The organism is Candidiatus Paracoxiella cheracis, assembly GCF_049348705.1.
GTDB lineage: Bacteria > Pseudomonadota > Gammaproteobacteria > Coxiellales > Coxiellaceae > Paracoxiella > Paracoxiella cheracis.
Window position 1 is genome coordinate 1,284,069 of the sequence record NZ_CP186485.1, and the last position, 17,705, is coordinate 1,301,773.

A 17,705-nucleotide genomic window follows, 5' to 3' on the forward strand; every position below is an offset into this window, starting at 1 on the left:
CAGGTCAAGCAGATAAAAAGAAATTTAACGATACAAATTTCTTTGCTAATCTCGCAAGGCATCATAAATCCGCTTAGCGAGCTCTTCACTAATGCCAGGAACTTTTGTGAGTTCATCCACACTTGCCTTTCGCAGTTCCTGTATACCACCAAAATGTTTTAACAATTGTTGACGGCGTTTTGCGCCAACACCTTCAATGTGTTGCAACGGCGATTCGACACGGTGTTTTGCACGTTTGGCACGATGCGCAGTGATAGCAAATCGATGCGCCTCATCACGAATAAACTGAATTAAATGCAAGGCAGGATCATCTGGAGGCAAATGAATCGCAAGTTTTTTGCCCCAAATATAGAGTTTTTCCAAGCCCGGTTTACGGCCTGGTCCTTTTGCAATGCCTAGCAAAATAACGCCACTCACTTGTAACTCTTCCAATACATCGGCTGCTTGCTTTAATTGCCCTAGCCCACCATCTATCATCAATAGATCGGGTAACACACCCTCACCCGATTTTAAACGCGTATAACGACGTGACAACGCTTGATGCATAGCAGCATAGTCATCGCCAGGCTTAATATCGGTTATATTAAATCGACGATAATCTTTTTTGATTGGCCCCTCTTCACCAAAAACCACGCAAGACGCTACGGTCGCCTCACCCAGGGTATGGCTAATATCAAAACATTCGATACGCTGAATCGGGTTCGGGAATTTTAATGCCGTTTGCAATGCCTTCAACTGCTGCGCCACCGTATTTTTCTTCGCTAAATGTTGGGCTAATAAATGTTTGGCATTAATCATCGCCATGGTTTGCCAATGTTTATATTGCGGTAATTTACGATCGCTGATGGTTAACTTTGACTGCAATTTTTCACGCAACGCGTTTTGTATCCATTCACGATCTTCTAAAGGTTCTGACAAAATAATTCGCTCCGGTATGTCATCACTGCGCATCGGACTTAAATAATATTGCGGTATAAACGCCGACATCGCCGATTTTAAATCAGTACCTTTTGGCGTGTTCGGGAAAAATGGTTTGCTTCCAATAACGCGTCCACCGCGAATAAATAACACAGAAAAGCCAACTCGCCCCATCGACTCACTAATACCAATGACATCGATGTTGCCTTTATCCGCCGTCATAAATTGTTGCTTTTGCAAGCGGCGTAATTGTGCAATTTGATCACGATAGTGTGCCGCCTCTTCATATTCCAAATTTTTTGAGGCATCATCCATCCGCTGCACTAATGTATCGATCACGCGATCATTTTTCCCCTCCAAGAATAAAATGGCATCGTTGACTTGTTTACGATAGTTTTTTTCATCTACAAAACCCACACACGGCGCTGTACAGCGTTTAATTTGATACTGCAGACACGGGCGCGTACGATTTTTAAAAAACGTGTCGTTGCATTGACGCAATTTAAATAATTTTTGAATTAATGCGAGATTTTCGCGTACAGAGCCGGCACTAGGATAGGGTCCAAAGTAGCGCCCAGGTTTGTTTTTAGCGCCCCGATAAAAGTCCAAGCGCGGAAATTTTTGATGAACACCAAGATATAAGTAAGGATAGGATTTGTCATCGCGCAATAATACATTGTAGCGCGGACGGTACTGCTTGATTAAGTTTGCCTCCAACAGCAGTGCCTCATTTTCATTGCTGGTGATCGTAGTTTGAATATCAACAGCCTGCCCCATCATGAGCTGAGTTTTATTGTCGAGCTTACGCTGAAAATAACTCGTCACACGCTTTTTCAGATTGCGCGCCTTACCAACATAAATAACTTTTCCCTGGGCATCCAGCATTTGGTAGATCCCGGGCTTTGTGGTGAGTGTTTTTAATAAGGATTTTGAATCAGCAATGGCCATAAGCCAAATTATAACTTAGTTTCTTCAGATTCCACTAACCCGTGACGAATGGCTAATAATGTTAATTCAACATCATTTTTGACGTGTAGTTTTTCAAAGATGCGATAACGATAACTGTTAACGGTTTTGGGACTCAAACACAGCTTTTCTGCAATATCTTGCACTTTCGTGCCTTTGGTAATCATCAACATCACCTGCAACTCACGCTCCGATAATGTTTCAAAGGGTGAGTCTTCTTTGTCGGTCACATGACGGAACGCTAAACGGCTAGCAATCTCGGGACTGATATAACGTTGACCGGAGTGAACAGCACGAATGGCTTGAACCATTTCCTCCATACTAGAACCTTTAGTGATATAGCCTGCCGCACCGATTTGTAATAATCGAGCCGGATAAAGATCGTTGTTGCACGTTGTCAGAACGAGGACTTTGATATCAGGATCCATGCGTAATAGTTTGCGCGTGGCTTCAAACCCACCAATACCTGGCATTTTGACATCCATTAATACAACTTGGGGAGTGAGCTTGCGACTCAGTTTGACTGCCTCTTCACCGGTTCGGGCTTCGGCAACGACTTTAATTCCAGAGACTTCATTGAGGATCTTTTTAATTCCGGTACGGACCAGGTCATGATCATCAACTAATAGTACATTTATCACGCTATGACATCCTCTTTCATTGAGTCCTCCGCTCCTAGCTTTCTAGTTGGCGGAGAGACAGGGATTCGAACCCTGGGAGGGAGTTACCCTCAACGGTTTTCAAGACCGCCGCTTTCGACCGCTCAGCCATCTCTCCCTTTAAAACCAAATTTCTCCGGACATCCGTGTCCTACCTCGGACATTCTTCTATAAGCACCCTGCCAACCTTCCTGGGTTGGCGCTCACCGGGCAAAAAGGTTCACTGGACCTTTTTGCAACTCCGGCTCGCCCGCTCAGCCATCTCTCCCTTTAAAGCCAAATTTCTCCGGACATCCGTGTCCTACCTCGGACATTCTTCTATAAGCACCCTGCCAACCTTCCTTGGCTGGCGCTCACCGGGCGAAAAGATTAGACCGCATTATAAACGCAAGTCACAGCCCTTGCATAGTAAAAGTCTCACACCTTGGTGGACATATTTCCCAAGCAGCAAAGAGTTGAAGACACTTCCCGCACGGTAAAATTACTACGTATAATACGTAGTTTTGTGATATGGAGCACAAAAACTGCGCAAACTACTTATTTTTGAGCGGTTTTTTAAGTAATTCCCCCCGTTCTAGCTATTTTTTAGCCTCCAAGGTGGACTTTTTCTGGAAAAAAAATGAACAATTCTGTATCATTTCCCACTTGTTGATTGAAAGCAGGAAATTTCGCATGGAGTTACAAACTAATTAAGTTTGTATACATACGGACGGAGGGATTGTTAGCGAAGTTAAATTAAAATAAAATTTGTTAAAACGTGGGTATTCATTAACATGAGCTTTATTATTGCACTAGTACTAAGCCTTGTCTTTTTCGGCACCTCGATGGTTTCACCGGGAGTGAAAGCTTTTTCTCATTCAGACTTTAATCAACTAGTCCAAGCAGGTGTTCGCCCACAAGCATTACGTGTTGCGCTTAAGGCTTATTATTGGGCGCAGTCACACGGCAAAATCCACAGCCACTTTATGACGCTCGTTAATTTTTCTCAAAAGTCGACTCAAAAACGACTTTGGATTATTAATATGGTCACCGGAAAAGTGGTATTTAACGGTCTCGTTGCTCAAGGTAGAAATACGGGTCTACTTTACGCTAAACATTTTTCTAATGCGCCCGGTTCGAAAATGTCCAGCTTAGGTGCTTACGTTACAGGTGACACTTATTTTGGCCATCATGGTTATTCGCTTCGAGTGCATGGTTTGGAACCTGGTATTAATAGCAACGCATTCAGTCGTGCTATTGTTTTCCATTCAGCATGGTATGCGACTCCTAGATTTGCAGAAGCACATGATTATTTAGGTCGTAGCTGGGGATGTTTCGCAGTAAATCCAAAATATTCACACTACATTTTCAGCAAAATCAAAGGCGGTAGTTTTGTCTTTGCCTATGCTGCATCTGAAAATCACGATCCACATTTCACAGCATAATCACGAGAACCCAAACATGAAAAAATTAATAACAGCGAGTATTGTCGCAGTTCCCTTACTTACAATTGGTATCACCACTAACGCTTTGGCAGATAAAAAAACTGTAAAGAAAGATACGATACAAAAAACAGCATCTGACATATTGGCCAAAAATCCGAGCTTAGATAAAGCTGCGCTAACATACGCCTTAAAAGGTTATGTCTACGCTAAAAGCCAGGGCAAAATTAGCAACCCCAATTATTTAACGGTAGTCAACTTCAACAAACCTGACACAGCTAAACGCTTAAACGTCATCGACCTCAGAAGCGATAAAGTCGTGCTAAGCGCACACGTGGCTCAAGGTAAAGGCAGCCGTGAAGGTGCAATGGCAACGCATTTTTCGAATACAGCGAATTCGGATGTAATCTTCCCCTAAATTACCGGACACTAATTTGTTAAAATCTATGAAGTAACAAAGAGGTGATCTCATGACAAAGAAGACTCGAAAATACACACCGGAATTTAAAGAAGAAGCAATCCATCTAGCACTCAGTTCTCCTTCCGTGTTAAGCGCTGCAAAAGACTTAGGCATGCCCGAAGCGACCCTCCACACCTGGGTGGATAAAGCCAGGAAGAGTGGTGAAGTGATTCATCCCAGCGCAAAGCAACCGGTCAACATAGGGGAACTCATTGAATAAAATCAACAGCTTAAGAAGCGACTGGCACGACTGGAACAGGAGAAAGCCATTCTAAAAAAGGCGGCCACGTACTTCGCGAAAGAACTCGAGTGAAGTACAGCTTTATTCAAAAGCACGCCCAACTATTTGGAATTAACTTGCTATGTGATGTACTGGGTGTCAGTCGTAGTGGTTATTATGACTGGCTATCGCGACCTATGAGCCCACGTGAGCAAGCAAACCAACAATTAGATGAAAAAATTAAGGTAATTTATATGAGAAACAAACAACGTTACGGTTCACCACGTATAACTCGTGCATTGCAAGCGGAATCGATTTCCTGCAGTCACACGCGTATTGAGCGGCGTATGCGCTCCATGGGCTTAAAAGCACTTGCCAAGCGTAGATTTAAAATAACCACAGACTCGGGTCACAACAAGCCTATTTTTGAGAATATTTTAAAGAGAGAGTTCACGACAACGGCGATCAATCAAAAATGGGTGAGTGATCTGACGTACATTCCAACCCGTGAAGGTCGGTTGTATTTAGCGGTGGTTATCGATGTGCATTCACGTTCGGTTATTGGCTCGTCAATGAATAAAAGCATGAAACAAGATTTAGTGTGTGATGCGTTATTGATGGCGTTATTCAAACGAAAATATCCAAAGCAAGTGATTATACACTCTGATCGGGGCAGTCAATATTGTTCGAAAAAATATAGGGAAATCATCAAGCAAAACAAGCTGATTGGTTCAATGAGCAGAAAGGCTAATTGTTGGGATAATGCCATTGCAGAAAGTTTTTTCCATACCCTAAAAACGGAACTTGTGCATGTGAATGATTACACAACACGCGCTGAAGCAAGGCAAAGTCTTTTTCAGTATATTGAAGGCTATTACAATCACAGAAGAATGCATTCAGCTATTGACTACAAGACCCCTGTTGCGCTTGAATGTGCTGCGTAAAATCGAAAAAAAATGTGTCCGGTAAAGTGAGGGAAGATCATTATTGACGTTATTATTAATGCTAATCGGGGTCTGTAAATAAGATTGTGTAAATGCGATAGTCAGGGAAAGGTCGTTAAAATTATACGGAGTCTTTGACTATGGCAATGAAAACCAATAAATTGGACTTTGGATAAATTTATAAAAATAATTAAAAATTGCTTGACATAGAAACCGAAAAAAAATTTTACGTTGTAAACAACGTTTGTTCGAAAAAATAAAATAAGGAACAAACGATGTTAGCGACAGAAAAACTAAAACAATTCCGTACATTCCTCTACAACATCTTCCCCGCGCGACGCGATGCCAATATGAATTTACTCGATGCCCTTTCAAGCCATGGCCATCGCTGCAAAACACCCATAGAATTATGTGAATCGCCATACTTTGAACGTGAATACAGTAGTATTACCGATGCGATTAGCGATGGTTTGTCAGTAGCAAATTGTTGGGATAGCATGATGAAAATACAATATGAACATGTTAGTCATAGCGATGACCGTGTGATCATTATTGCGGATACGACACCACAGTCGCGTCAAAGTGCACACTGTGTTGAAGATCGCCATGTGGTTTACAGCCCTAATCCAGCACCGGGTAACAAACCGATTACCATTGGACATGAATATTCAACGGTATCACTATTGCCCAATGATGGTGCAGCTCAAGAAAAGCATTGGTTAGTTCCACTGGATACGAGGCGCGTTAAAAGCGATGAAAAAGGCAATGTAGTTGGGATGCAGCAAATTAACCGTTGTATTGCAGACTTAGCGCTTACTCATAAATTGGTGGTTAGCGTGGCTGATTCAAAATATGGTACAGAAGCTTGCCGTAAACTGGTTAGCGAAAATCCCAATTGGGTACATCTTTTCCGTTTTAACAGTACCCGTAATGTTTTCGCGCCCGCATCAATAGAAGATAATACCTCAGGAAGTATAAAACGCTATGGTGATGCGATGAAACTAAACGACAGCACGACTCACCGTGAATCCGATGAGATTGTGCAGCAAACCATTACAACCCGCAGTGGCAAAACTTACCAATTGGAGATTAAAATATGGCGTGACCAATTACTGCGTGGTTCAAAGCAATTTAAAGGATATGAGCATCCTGTTACTGTTGTGCAATTGGTTGCGGTTGATGCTAACGGTAAATCTTTATATAAAAATCCACTCTGGTTAGGACTCGCTGGTGAACGACGTAATGAAATCACAGCATTAGAAGCGTATCACTATTACGATAGACGCTATGACATTGAACACTACTTTCGTTTTGGTAAAGACAAACTGTTATTTGACCGATACCAAACACCGGATGTTAAGCACGAAGAAGATTGGTGGCGGATGACAGCATTAGCGTATACGCAACTTTATCTAGCGAGGAATCTTGCCCCGATTTTACCGAAAAAATGGGAGCGGTATTTGCCGAGCTTCCAAGTGGATAACGAAAAACCATCAATAACTGCGACCCCTTCACAAACGCAACGGGGTTTTTCTACGGTGCTTGATACCGTTGGCACGCCTGCTAATCTCTGCAAACCACGCGGTAATCCGCAAGGCAGAACCAAAGGTGATACGCAGGGGAAACGCACGCGACATCCTGCTATTTTCAAAAATAGCAACTCAAAAATTAAAACGATTCAGAGGACTGAAGAAAAGACGCAAAACTCAGACCCTGAAAAAATAGAGGATTTGATTGGGATAACCTGAGTTCTGTATAAGAAAAGGAATAAGTGAATGAAATAATTGAAAAAAAGACCGGAACCGCTAAAATTTAGCTCCAAAATTACAGCTAAATAATGTAACAGGAGTTAATCATGTTGGCACCGGTCACGGAGATTTTTTGTGATATGGATGATTTTTGCAAGGATTATTTGAAAGGTCAATCAAAGTATTTGCTACCGAACCCAGACAGAAAACGAGATCGAGCGATGCAAATGAGCTTGTCTGAAATTGGCACCATCATTGTGTTGTTTCAAATGAGTCACTATCGCACATTTAAGGATTTTTATTGTGGATGTGTTTTACAAGACATGAAGAAGTATTTTCCTACGGCGCTGAGTTACACACGTTTTGTCGCCTGCCAATCAGCAGCGCTAATGATGCTCGCCGCCTATTTGCTTTCGAGAAAGGGCAAACACACGGGATTGTATTATATTGACTCAACTACACTACGCGTATGCCACAATAAACGAATTTATCGAAACAAGGTTTTCAAAGGCATTGCTAAACGCAGTAAAAGCACAATGGGCTGGGTTTACGGCTTTAAACTACATATTGTGATTAATCATCAAGGGGAATTAATCCGTTTTTGTTTAACGAAAGGGAACGTGGATGATCGCGCTGTTGTTAGAAAATTAATGGCTAATTTAAAGGGGTTGGGCGCTGGCGATAAAGGGTATCTTGGAAAAGATCTTGCGGACGATTTGGCAAAACACGATTTAAAATTTGTGACAAAAGTCCGTAAAAATATGAAGAACAAAATGCTTTCTGCATTTGAAAAGTTTTTCCTAAAACAACGTGGCATCGTAGAAACGATTATCGATCAGTTGAAAAACTTGTATCATGTTGAGCATTCGCGTCATCGTAGTCCGATTAATTTTTTAGTCAATACCCTTGCAGCGCTAATTGCCTATTCTTGGCGACCAAACAAACCAGGAATAAAAACCAACAATATAAAGAATAATTTATACGCAGTTATCCAGAACTGAGGTTGGGATAGTAAAATCATGGTTGGATAAAATAAATTTTACACCTGAGAAATTCTACGAATTGCTGCAAAAAACAGCTTAAGATTTAGAAACTCACATTTTTTGATTATTGTCCTAACTGGCAAGGGATTTTATTTATCCAAAGTCCAAAATAAATTAGATCCACAGGTTGTGGAATATTTTCTCAAACATACCAAGACCGCATCTGATATTTTCGGTGATACTGGTTTGTTAAAGGAGTTAAAAAAGGCACTGACGGAGCGTATTCTGGAAGGGGAGCTGACGGACGCGCTGGGTTATGCAAAACACGAAGTGTCTGGCAACAATAGTGGTAATTCCCGCAATGGGCACAGCCAAAAAACGATCAAAACAACAGATGGCGAGATGACCATTGAGGTTCCTCGTGATCGTAACAATGAGTTTGTACCGCAATTGATTCCAAAACATCAAACCCGCTTTGATGATTTGGATGACAAAATTATGAGTCTTTATGCACGGGGTATGACTACCCGTGATATTCAAGATCAGTTGAAAGATTTGTATGGCACAACTATTTGTTCGAGTCTCATTTCTACAGTAACCAACGAAGTGATTGAAGAAGTGCAAGCGTGTCGCGATGCTCGTGATAGATTATTGCCATCCCTGTCAATAATCGACTCGCAATACGCGACAACTTAAATAGCCGCGGACGTCCTCGTCGCCCGCGCTCCGCGACCTCACGGCTCGACTACGCACGGGCTCTCAAATGACTTGACGGCTCGTAAAGATTTTTTGCAGTCGCTTACGCTCGGCAAAAAATCCGAGCCTACCGCGGAATACGCGCCTTCGCTTCGCTCTCCATGGCGCGCATCGAAGGCTTGGCAAAGTCGTCCGTTGGACAAGGTGTATCCGATTGTGTATTTGGACGCTTTAGTGATTAAAGTGCAGCAAGATAAAAAGGTTATCAATAAGGCATTGTATTTGGCTTTAGGAATTAATATCGATGGGCAAAAAGAATTGCTAGGTATTTGGATTAGCCAAAATGAGGGCGCTAAATTCTGGTTGAATGTATTAACGGAGTTAAAAAATCGAGGCCTAGAAGATATCCTGATTTGTTGCGTTGACGGGCTAACGGGCTTTCCTGATGCGATTGGCGCTGTGTATCCTAACACTCAAGTACAGCTTTGCATTGTACACATGGTGCGGAATTCATTGCGCTATGTGGGTTGGAAAAAGAAAAAAGAAGTGGCCGCTGACTTAAAAGCTATTTATTCGGCCAGTACGGTTGAAGAAGCAGAAGAAGTGTGTCGCGATGCTCGTGATAGATTATTGGCATCCCTGTCAATAATCGACTCGCAATACGCGACAACCTAAATAGCCGCAGACGTCCCCGTCGACAGCGCTCCGCGACCTCGCGGCCGACTGCGCACTGTCTCCAGATGACTCGACGCCGCCTACAGATTTTTGCCACTCGCTACGCTGCCTACGGAACTCCGTTCCTTCGGCACTCCGCTCTGTCAAAAATCGGCGGCTGCCGCGGAATACTCGCCATCGGCTTCGCCTCTCCATGGCTCGCATCGTTGGCGCTGACGAGTTTCTCTGAGAAATGGGATGCTGAATTTCCCTCGATTGCCAAAAGTTGGTTGACTCATTGGGAGCGCATTGTGCCATTTTTTGCTTATCCGGCAGAAATTCGGAGGGTGATTTATACCACTAACGCTATTGAATCACTGAACATGAGTATCCGAAAAGTTATTAAAAATAAACGAGTTTTTCCGTCGGACGATGCCGCTTTAAAACAACTCTATTTAGGGTTAAAAAATATAGCCAAAAAATGGACCATGCCGATTCGAGACTGGGGTGCCGCCATGAATCGTTTTGCCCTTATGTTTGAAGATCGCCTGGCGGATTTTGTATAAAACTTAAAATTCATAAGAGAGGAAATTAATTTGAACGCAATGTAGTTTTTGATAAAATTAAAAAATCAGTTAACACAATGGCTGATTCATAATTCTGACTGACGCGATTTACACAAACTAATAAACAGTCCCCTAACGGGCTTTCCTGATGCGATTGGCGCTGTGTATCCTAACACTCAAGTACAGCTTTGCATTGTACACATGGTGCGGAATTCATTGCGCTATGTGGGTTGGAAAAAGAAAAAAGAAGTGGCCGCTGACTTAAAAGCTATTTATTCTGTAGAACTCTCGACTTGATCTGACAGTTGAGATTTATCGGACATATTTTCTGTCCGATAGATCGGATTCTAATTACTCCTCTACCAGTTGCGTGTCGTGATTACTGTGCGCCTTATTCAATTCATCTGCCGACACGCTTGGAATAGTTTTACATAGTTTATCTAATTCTTTTTCTTGTGCCAAATGCTTTGCATCAAGAAAAGTTTGCATGGGTGTTTTTCCATAACAACGCTCGCCGGAATGGGGCCTGACCTCATTATATGTTTTGATCCACGCATCAACGTCTTGTTGTAATTCTTCTAGGGAACGATATATTTTTTTTCGAAAAGCAACATCATAAAATTCTTGTTTAATCGTTTTATGAAAACGTTCACAAATACCATTGGTCTGCGGAGAACGTGCGCGTGTTTTCGAATGGTCAATGTCTTCAACTGCTAAATAAAGTTGATAGGCGTGGTTCTCAATTTTTCCACAATATTCCGTCCCGCGATCCGTGAGCATACGCAGCAATCGGATACCTTGCTCATTAAACCATGGCAATACACGTTCATTTAATAAATGAGCTGCCGTCATCGCTGTTTTCTCCGTGTATAACTTCGCAAAAGCGATTCTGCTATAGGTATCGACAAAAGTCTGCTCATAAATACGGCCAACGCCCTTCATCGTGCCAACATAATACGTATCCTGAGAACCTAAATAACCTGGGTGTTCTGTTTCAATCTCGCCGTGCGCTTCTTTTTCTCGTTTTGATTTTTCTAATGCTTGTCATTGTTCTTCCGTTAATAACATACCGTCTTGCGCCGATTTCGCTTCAAGCGCTTTTAGTCGCTTCTTAAAAGTCTCTAGATCATTACGTAGCCACACCGAACGAACTCCGCTGCTCGATACGATAATGCCTCGCGCCAGTAATTCATTGGCCGCACGTGCCTGACCTAACGCTGGGTTTTCAATAGCCAAAGCAATTACCGCTTCTTCTACATGTAGCGGCACTCTATTTTTTTCATTCGGTTTCTTCTTACTCATATCATGGAGTGCTTCTTCGCCACCATTTTCATAAAGTGTTTTGAAACGGTAAAAACTGTCGCGTGAATAACCCATAACCTTGCAGGCTTGTGAAACATTTCCCAATTGTTTAGACAGCTCTAGTAAACCTAATTTCGGTTTGATAATCTTTTCGGATACACTGGTCATAATGACACTCCTCGTGTTGGTTGTTTAAGGTTGGTCAATTAAATTTTACTCTAACTGACCAGGAGTGTCAGATCAAGTCTGAAGGTTTACATTTGAATACATCGAGGTGTATTACAATCGTAAACGTCTTCATTCGACGCTTGGCTTTTTAAGTCCTGAATCGTTTGAAGTAAAAATGGCCTCTTAGTAACGTGTCCGTGAAAGCGGAGCTAGATCATCCCGCTATTTTTTTAGTGCTATCTTTACTTTCTGCAACAATGTAGCCGTAACTTTTTTCTGTGATTCAACTTTGCTAATGTAAGCTTGTGTTACATTCATTCGTTTTGCTAGCTGTTCTTGGGTTATACCTGCATTAATTCGCGCTAGCGCAATGGGGTTATCGACGTAATCAGCAACATCAAAGGAAACATATTTTTTATGTTTTTCTATTTTTTTAAGTTCTTTTTTAATAGCATCACGCAAAATTGTATAAATGGAAATAGGCAAAAGCACATATTCTGGCTCCCCATCAACAGATTTAATAATTTGTAAGTTAGCTTGTCTCATTTGTATACGTCTCCCCGCGGTTTTATTTTTTCAATCGGGATGATTTTGACATCATCATCCTTGTCAAAGATTATTTGCCATTGTTCTGCACGCAATCAATAATACTCTGAGCCTTTTAGTGGCTTAATGTCTAAGCTTGTGTTCCGGGAGGCTGTTGTAATTCAAGCCTTCCCTTCAAACTGTTGCAAAGTTTATTGGCCTGTTTCCTACTGTTGATAGTCTAAGTAGATATAGGTTATAATTAGTTATATTACTTGTCAAGGGTTATAATTTGTACTCATCAACTAAAACCATGTATAATTGGTCAAGACGGGTAATTCCTACCTACTCGCTTGAGGTGTTCCCATCTGATGTTGGCCATAGCCTTAAGACATTACGAGTACGAGGGTCCGTCTTTTTTATCTCAAGTACTCTGTTTCAAAATGAATTTGCTGCTTGAAACAGTCATACCAGGCAGTATCATTACGCTCATATTTCCTGAAAATACCCCACGAAAAGCTATCCACAACTTGCAAGCCGTGAAAATCGTGTGAGTGTTCATGTTGAATATCGAGTTTTGCTTTCAAAGGTATCTTTGCCTTTAAGTGTTGTACTAGGTAAGCATTAAAACATTGAATTTCTTTCTTTCCTTTACTCTTATCGATAATAAAGTGAATAGAATGATTAACTTTCGAAAAATCAATTTTTTCAATAATGAAGCGAGCTAAAAAATTATAAAGCCGACTTTTTTCATTTCCTAGATATGTATAAACACGACGTTTTTTAAGGACTACTGTATAAATCCTCCAACCCTCTCTGGGTAACTGGTTATATAGGTATTTTTTTGAGCAAGACTACTACGTGTTCCTTTAATTTCATTAATTGATTTATTTTTAATTTTATTTTTCAAAGTTCTTTTTACAGCGTGAACTATTTTTTTTCGAGTTGGAAAATCATCGCAAGCTAGTAATGTTACTACAAATTTTTCGGAAGGTTTCTTTAAATGAAAATTAAACCCTAAATCACCCGATTCATCAAGGAAAATAAACATGTTAGCTCCTATTTGTAAGCTATAATCATAGCGTGATTTTTATGAAAATCTATAACATAGGAGTATTATTTAGTTTGATTTCCCTCAGCTTATCAGTTACGTTTTTTACTATTTCCGCGAAGGTTCGACAGACTTCTGGGGAGACATGCCAAAACGCTTAAAAGCATCCCCACGATCCAAATGAGGTCGAACACGCTTCCTACTTAGCTTACTTTCGAGGGCTTCTTTAATGGCACTTACTAACTCATCGCCTAGGGACTGTTCTTTCATTTTATAAGTCCTCGCGGTATTTAGCGACCAATGCAGGCATCATTTGTTTAAGTTCATTACGCTGCGTCACTTTCAACAAGCTCACCCTCTTTCAGGATGTTTTGGATATGCGCTGCAATGGTTGAGCGACCTTTGCCAAATAAATCAGCAATTTCTTCACATTGACAAAACATAGTCTCTGCACCATAGTTACCGTTAATACGACCGGCGCCTCTGCATTTATGTACGCGTCGGTTCTCATTTATGCTTCTGGCCATTTTTTTTCAAATAATTATGTAGAATCTTTTTAAAACGATTTTCTGCGAGATGCTCTTAAAGACTGCTTAAAGTTTTAAAAATATTCAGCATTAATTTTTAAAAAAATATTTCTTGCTAAAATTCGCCATAACACCTATCTTTTATTAAATTGAAATTTTAGGATAAAACTCTTATGTCCAGGGAAGGATATAAAAAAACAATTCAAACAAGCAAAAAAAATTTTGGTACCTGTCAGCTACGTTAGCAGCATTAGGTGGTTTGATTCTTTATTATTTTCTGCAGAATGAACAGATTGAAGTTGAAAGTGAAGATATAGAATTATCATCAGAAGCTATGGATACAGGCAATCAAGGCGGTTGGTTGGCAGACACTACTAATTTGGACAGTGTTGGTTTACCGATTGGATTAGTACAAGATCTTATCGATCGTGTTGCTATTGACGATGAATATCCTGGGCAAGTTATTTCTGAAACAGGGTTGATTCTTGGTTACAAGAAGATGTTAATACGAACACTTGAATACATTACTCCAAATCCTAAGATATTAGAATTACTGTTGCGTAATTTTACTGGAACAGTGCTCACGTTAATTATTGTTCCACCTGAGGCTTGGAGTAACATGGGTGATAAAGAAAGACCTAGCATGGGTTTGTATCGCGCGAAGGATAATCAAGTCTTATTTTCTCATGGCGCGAATTTGCCTCATTCTCTAGATGATTTTCAATTTGCAAAAATACTTAGAAATGAATTCTCCCATGCCGCTATTACTGCTATAAATCAGAAGAGATCCCGTGGTAAGACTCCGCCAGAAATAGTATTTTTACCCTTTTTAGATCGTAAGGGTATGAATATTGATGAGACTCGAAGACGTTCATTTCTTGATACATTAGAAATTGGATTAAATCGTATGAGACAACTTGTTTCATCGCTGAGTAAATCACGTAATTCGGCCTTTCATAGTGAATCGAATGTTGAGCAGCTTCGAGCATTTCGTTGTTATATGCTGCGCACGTGCCACATTTGCATTAACTTTTTTAACTTTTTGATTTTTTGAAAAAAAGCAAAGAAAGTTGGTGCAAATACGGTACGTACTTATTAGAGAATTTTTATACTTTTATATCAATGAAATAGAAAAGTTAGTGCAAATGTGGCACAGGTATTACATCAACTCCGCCATGCGATATGCCCATCAGGACGCACTAGGATTGCTTGGAACTGTTTAGCATTATAATTATCGATGTAATCATGATTGATATCATCAAAATCCACTTTATGTCTGTATATTTTTAATGGATAGGTTTGAGGAATAGGTAATGCTTCTCGGTCTATCGTCCCCTTTTCAGATAATAAAAGCACATAGTTCTGTTGATATAAGCTTAAAATAACCTGAGTTCTGTATAAGAAAAGGAATAAGTGAATGAAATAATTGAAAAAAAGACCGGAACCGCTAAAATTTAGCTCCAAAATTACAGCTAAATAATGTAACAGGAGTTAATCATGTTGGCACCGGTCACGGAGATTTTTTGTGATATGGATGATTTTTGCAAGGATTATTTGAAAGGTCAATCAAAGTATTTGCTACCGAACCCAGACAGAAAACGAGATCGAGCGATGCAAATGAGCTTGTCTGAAATTGGCACCATCATTGTGTTGTTTCAAATGAGTCACTATCGCACATTTAAGGATTTTTATTGTGGATGTGTTTTACAAGACATGAAGAAGTATTTTCCTACGGCGCTGAGTTACACACGTTTTGTCGCCTGCCAATCAGCAGCGCTAATGATGCTCGCCGCCTATTTGCTTTCGAGAAAGGGCAAACACACGGGATTGTATTATATTGACTCAACTACACTACGCGTATGCCACAATAAACGAATTTATCGAAACAAGGTTTTCAAAGGCATTGCTAAACGCAGTAAAAGCACAATGGGCTGGGTTTACGGCTTTAAACTACATATTGTGATTAATCATCAAGGGGAATTAATCCGTTTTTGTTTAACGAAAGGGAACGTGGATGATCGCGCTGTTGTTAGAAAATTAATGGCTAATTTAAAGGGGTTGGGCGCTGGCGATAAAGGGTATCTTGGAAAAGATCTTGCGGACGATTTGGCAAAACACGATTTAAAATTTGTGACAAAAGTCCGTAAAAATATGAAGAACAAAATGCTTTCTGCATTTGAAAAGTTTTTCCTAAAACAACGTGGCATCGTAGAAACGATTATCGATCAGTTGAAAAACTTGTATCATGTTGAGCATTCGCGTCATCGTAGTCCGATTAATTTTTTAGTCAATACCCTTGCAGCGCTAATTGCCTATTCTTGGCGACCAAACAAACCAGGAATAAAAACCAACAATATAAAGAATAATTTATACGCAGTTATCCAGAACTGAGGTTAAAATAGATACCTTTTTACCGTCTATTAAAATGTCGCAATGGGGCGCACGCATACCAGGCATGGAAGAAGGCGTATACACATTGGGATCAATTTCAACGGCTGCTTGATTGTCAGCATAAATCGCATCCGATCGATACACCATACCTAAATCTAGCCCCGGATGATTCAGGTGACGGTCTTGATCTTGCATTAATTCGTTAAATAACTCCATATCGCCATCGTGATACGCTTCATGCATTTTAAACATGCGTCGTGCATTATGCCCAGACCATTCCAATGTAAAGGTCGCCACAGGCTGACGCTCGGTTTCATACGTATCCAGCAAGGATTCATCAGCATAACCCTTTAACACATAAGCCAACTTCCACGCTAAATTTTGTGCGTCAGCAAAGCCTGTATTCATACCCATCCCCCCTGTGGGTGGCATTCGATGTGCTGCATCGCCAACAAGAAAAATACGCCCTTGACGATATTGTGTAGCATTTACTGCTGCCATTTCCCAGGTAGACTCACTAATTAATTGAATATTGATATCAGCTCCATCGACAAATGATTTAATGATGGATTTACAATAATCTTCTGTTATGGGTGTATTATTATCTAAAAGTCGCTGACCAAAAATCCATTTATCTTTATGATCCACAGCCATTAAAAAGCGCCCCACTTGGTTTTTTCCTGTAAATGAATAAACGACAGCAGGTTTATCACCAAGCCATGGCGATAAATTTGCATGGGCATAAATAGTTAAATAAGTTCCTAATGACGGGACACCTTGCATTTGAATGTTTAGTGTTTCGCGAATCTGACTGTGTGCACCATCTGCTGCAATCAAATAGTCGCACATAACAAGAGATTCTTTATTATTTTTTTTATTTAGAAGACGACATGCGATCTGATCACCTTGCTGCTCAAAATCAAGTAATTCCGTTGAAAAACGCAGGTCACTGTATTTTGACGAAGACAGTGATTCTACTAGCGCGTCTTCAATAAAATTTTGTGGAACAGAGCATCCTATAGTTGGGCTATGTTTAAAATGTTCTTCCTTAAGAGCAACCTCTCCAAACACTTTACCTCGAATTTCATCCATCCATAGTAGCTTGCGTGATTTTGCTGAAAGCTCGTGCTTTCGAATTTTTTCTTCGAGCCCCCAATTATTCATAAACCCCATTGTTCGGACATTTACACCACGCGCTTTTGGATGAGTAGAGGTAGTTGCGTGTTTTTCAACAACAATATTGGGTATGCCAAATTGATTTAAAACATAAGACGCGGTAAGCCCACATGGCCCAGCTCCGCAAATAAGAACCAGTTTAGTTTTAGACATTTTGATTGTTCCATCGACGAAGGTGGCAGCGTGGAATATTGTGCCACATTTGCACTAACTTTTCTATTTCATTGATATAAAAGTATAAAAATTCTCTAATAAGTACGTACCGTATTTGCACCAACTTTCTTTGCTTTTTTTCAAAAAATCAAAAAGTTGGAAAAGTTAGTGCAAATG

The 17,705-nt window shown here is 40.5% G+C and carries 17 protein-coding genes, 1 tRNA gene and 5 pseudogenes; 13 read left to right on the forward strand and 10 right to left on the reverse strand.

All coding sequences use genetic code 11. From position 1 onward, the window contains the following. Window positions 1-45: 45 nt before the first annotated feature. The 3 genes from uvrC to ACJMKR_RS06680 all read right to left on the reverse strand — a co-directional run bounded on the left by uvrC (window position 46) and on the right by ACJMKR_RS06680 (window position 2,661). Complete coding sequence (gene uvrC, locus ACJMKR_RS06670) at window positions 46-1,866, reverse strand: excinuclease ABC subunit UvrC (RefSeq protein ID WP_423062401.1); 1,821 nt, start codon at window positions 1,864-1,866, stop codon at window positions 46-48. 8 nt (window positions 1,867-1,874) lie between these two features. Continuing rightward, complete coding sequence (uvrY, locus tag ACJMKR_RS06675) at window positions 1,875-2,525, reverse strand: UvrY/SirA/GacA family response regulator transcription factor (protein WP_423062402.1); 651 nt, start codon at window positions 2,523-2,525, stop codon at window positions 1,875-1,877. Window positions 2,526-2,572: 47 nt separating this feature from the next. Continuing rightward, window positions 2,573-2,661 (reverse strand) — tRNA-Ser (locus ACJMKR_RS06680). Between the two features lie 655 nt (window positions 2,662-3,316). Here ACJMKR_RS06680 and ACJMKR_RS06685 point away from each other — a divergent pair. The 10 genes and pseudogenes from ACJMKR_RS06685 to ACJMKR_RS06730 form a co-directional block, all read left to right on the forward strand. Beyond that, entirely contained in the window at window positions 3,317-3,967 is a 651-nt protein-coding gene (locus ACJMKR_RS06685; RefSeq protein ID WP_423062403.1) for a murein L,D-transpeptidase catalytic domain family protein, read from the forward strand. Between the two features lie 16 nt (window positions 3,968-3,983). After that, complete coding sequence (locus tag ACJMKR_RS06690) at window positions 3,984-4,382, forward strand: murein L,D-transpeptidase catalytic domain-containing protein (protein WP_423062404.1); 399 nt, start codon at window positions 3,984-3,986, stop codon at window positions 4,380-4,382. Window positions 4,383-4,434: 52 nt separating this feature from the next. After that, window positions 4,435-4,644: a transposase gene (locus ACJMKR_RS06695; RefSeq protein WP_423062405.1), complete on the forward strand. Its 210-nt coding sequence runs from the start codon at window positions 4,435-4,437 to the stop codon at window positions 4,642-4,644. A gap of 89 nt (window positions 4,645-4,733) precedes the next feature. Then, a complete protein-coding gene (locus ACJMKR_RS06700) occupies window positions 4,734-5,588 on the forward strand; it encodes an IS3 family transposase (protein ID WP_423062406.1) in 855 nt (284 codons plus the stop codon). A 275-nt stretch (window positions 5,589-5,863) separates the two neighbouring features. Continuing rightward, window positions 5,864-7,336, forward strand: a complete 1,473-nt coding sequence (locus tag ACJMKR_RS06705; RefSeq protein WP_423062407.1) for a transposase — start codon at window positions 5,864-5,866, stop codon at window positions 7,334-7,336. 107 nt (window positions 7,337-7,443) lie between these two features. Next, window positions 7,444-8,337, forward strand: a complete 894-nt coding sequence (locus tag ACJMKR_RS06710; protein WP_423062298.1) for an IS982 family transposase — start codon at window positions 7,444-7,446, stop codon at window positions 8,335-8,337. Window positions 8,338-8,439: 102 nt separating this feature from the next. Next, window positions 8,440-9,015, forward strand: a complete 576-nt coding sequence (locus tag ACJMKR_RS06715; protein ID WP_423062408.1) for a transposase — start codon at window positions 8,440-8,442, stop codon at window positions 9,013-9,015. A gap of 180 nt (window positions 9,016-9,195) precedes the next feature. Next, a pseudogene (locus ACJMKR_RS06720) lies at window positions 9,196-9,615 on the forward strand (IS256 family transposase); the annotation flags it as partial. A gap of 275 nt (window positions 9,616-9,890) precedes the next feature. After that, window positions 9,891-10,235, forward strand: a pseudogene (locus ACJMKR_RS06725) (transposase); the annotation flags it as partial. 132 nt (window positions 10,236-10,367) lie between these two features. Next, window positions 10,368-10,511 (forward strand): annotated as a pseudogene (locus ACJMKR_RS06730) (transposase); the annotation flags it as partial. Window positions 10,512-10,586: 75 nt separating this feature from the next. Here the strand turns inward: ACJMKR_RS06730 and ACJMKR_RS06735 are convergent. Next, window positions 10,587-11,705 (reverse strand): annotated as a pseudogene (locus tag ACJMKR_RS06735) (IS481 family transposase). Window positions 11,706-11,796: 91 nt separating this feature from the next. On the opposite strand from ACJMKR_RS06735, the pseudogene ACJMKR_RS06740 reads away from it, so the two are divergent. After that, window positions 11,797-11,892, forward strand: a pseudogene (locus ACJMKR_RS06740) (IS3 family transposase); the annotation flags it as partial. Between the two features lie 35 nt (window positions 11,893-11,927). Here ACJMKR_RS06740 and ACJMKR_RS06745 read toward each other — a convergent pair. From ACJMKR_RS06745 to ACJMKR_RS06760, 4 genes are all read right to left on the reverse strand, one after another. Then, window positions 11,928-12,251 (reverse strand): helix-turn-helix domain-containing protein, encoded by a 324-nt coding sequence (locus ACJMKR_RS06745; RefSeq protein ID WP_423062409.1) that lies wholly within the window; start codon window positions 12,249-12,251, stop codon window positions 11,928-11,930. A gap of 398 nt (window positions 12,252-12,649) precedes the next feature. Continuing rightward, on the reverse strand, window positions 12,650-13,033 hold the full coding sequence (locus ACJMKR_RS06750) for a DUF3800 domain-containing protein (protein ID WP_423064206.1): 384 nt from the start codon (window positions 13,031-13,033) through the stop codon (window positions 12,650-12,652). Continuing rightward, window positions 13,021-13,281, reverse strand: a complete 261-nt coding sequence (locus ACJMKR_RS06755; protein WP_423062410.1) for a DUF3800 domain-containing protein — start codon at window positions 13,279-13,281, stop codon at window positions 13,021-13,023. The genes ACJMKR_RS06750 and ACJMKR_RS06755 overlap by 13 nt, the downstream gene beginning before the upstream one ends. Window positions 13,282-13,607: 326 nt before the next feature. Beyond that, entirely contained in the window at window positions 13,608-13,808 is a 201-nt protein-coding gene (locus ACJMKR_RS06760) for a hypothetical protein (protein WP_423062411.1), read from the reverse strand. Window positions 13,809-14,067: 259 nt separating this feature from the next. Here ACJMKR_RS06760 and ACJMKR_RS06765 point away from each other — a divergent pair, with 259 nt between their 5' ends. Next, window positions 14,068-14,862, forward strand: a complete 795-nt coding sequence (locus tag ACJMKR_RS06765) for a hypothetical protein (protein WP_423062412.1) — start codon at window positions 14,068-14,070, stop codon at window positions 14,860-14,862. A 110-nt stretch (window positions 14,863-14,972) separates the two neighbouring features. Here ACJMKR_RS06765 and ACJMKR_RS06770 read toward each other — a convergent pair whose 3' ends face one another. After that, window positions 14,973-15,272: a hypothetical protein gene (locus tag ACJMKR_RS06770; protein WP_423062413.1), complete on the reverse strand. Its 300-nt coding sequence runs from the start codon at window positions 15,270-15,272 to the stop codon at window positions 14,973-14,975. 33 nt (window positions 15,273-15,305) lie between these two features. On the opposite strand from ACJMKR_RS06770, the gene ACJMKR_RS06775 reads away from it, so the two are divergent. Further along, window positions 15,306-16,199, forward strand: coding sequence for an IS982 family transposase (locus ACJMKR_RS06775; RefSeq protein ID WP_423062298.1), 894 nt, complete (start codon window positions 15,306-15,308; stop codon window positions 16,197-16,199). Here the strand turns inward: ACJMKR_RS06775 and ACJMKR_RS06780 are convergent. Continuing rightward, on the reverse strand, window positions 16,176-17,528 hold the full coding sequence (locus ACJMKR_RS06780; protein ID WP_423062414.1) for an FAD-dependent monooxygenase: 1,353 nt from the start codon (window positions 17,526-17,528) through the stop codon (window positions 16,176-16,178). The two genes, ACJMKR_RS06775 and ACJMKR_RS06780, sit on opposite strands and share 24 nt — an antisense overlap. Between the last annotated feature and the right edge of the window lie 177 nt (window positions 17,529-17,705).

Coding starts and splice junctions, on each gene's coding strand:
- ACJMKR_RS06755 (WP_423062410.1), bottom strand. CDS start 13,281: ATGTTTATTTTCCTTGATGAATCGGGTGATTTAGGGTTTAATTTTCAT.
- ACJMKR_RS06710 (WP_423062298.1), top strand. CDS start 7,444: ATGTTGGCACCGGTCACGGAGATTTTTTGTGATATGGATGATTTTTGC.
- ACJMKR_RS06745 (WP_423062409.1), bottom strand. CDS start 12,251: ATGAGACAAGCTAACTTACAAATTATTAAATCTGTTGATGGGGAGCCA.
- ACJMKR_RS06695 (WP_423062405.1), top strand. CDS start 4,435: ATGACAAAGAAGACTCGAAAATACACACCGGAATTTAAAGAAGAAGCA.
- ACJMKR_RS06780 (WP_423062414.1), bottom strand. CDS start 17,528: ATGTCTAAAACTAAACTGGTTCTTATTTGCGGAGCTGGGCCATGTGGG.
- ACJMKR_RS06690 (WP_423062404.1), top strand. CDS start 3,984: ATGAAAAAATTAATAACAGCGAGTATTGTCGCAGTTCCCTTACTTACA.
- ACJMKR_RS06760 (WP_423062411.1), bottom strand. CDS start 13,808: ATGGCCAGAAGCATAAATGAGAACCGACGCGTACATAAATGCAGAGGC.
- ACJMKR_RS06705 (WP_423062407.1), top strand. CDS start 5,864: ATGTTAGCGACAGAAAAACTAAAACAATTCCGTACATTCCTCTACAAC.
- ACJMKR_RS06685 (WP_423062403.1), top strand. CDS start 3,317: ATGAGCTTTATTATTGCACTAGTACTAAGCCTTGTCTTTTTCGGCACC.
- uvrC (WP_423062401.1), bottom strand. CDS start 1,866: ATGGCCATTGCTGATTCAAAATCCTTATTAAAAACACTCACCACAAAG.
- ACJMKR_RS06775 (WP_423062298.1), top strand. CDS start 15,306: ATGTTGGCACCGGTCACGGAGATTTTTTGTGATATGGATGATTTTTGC.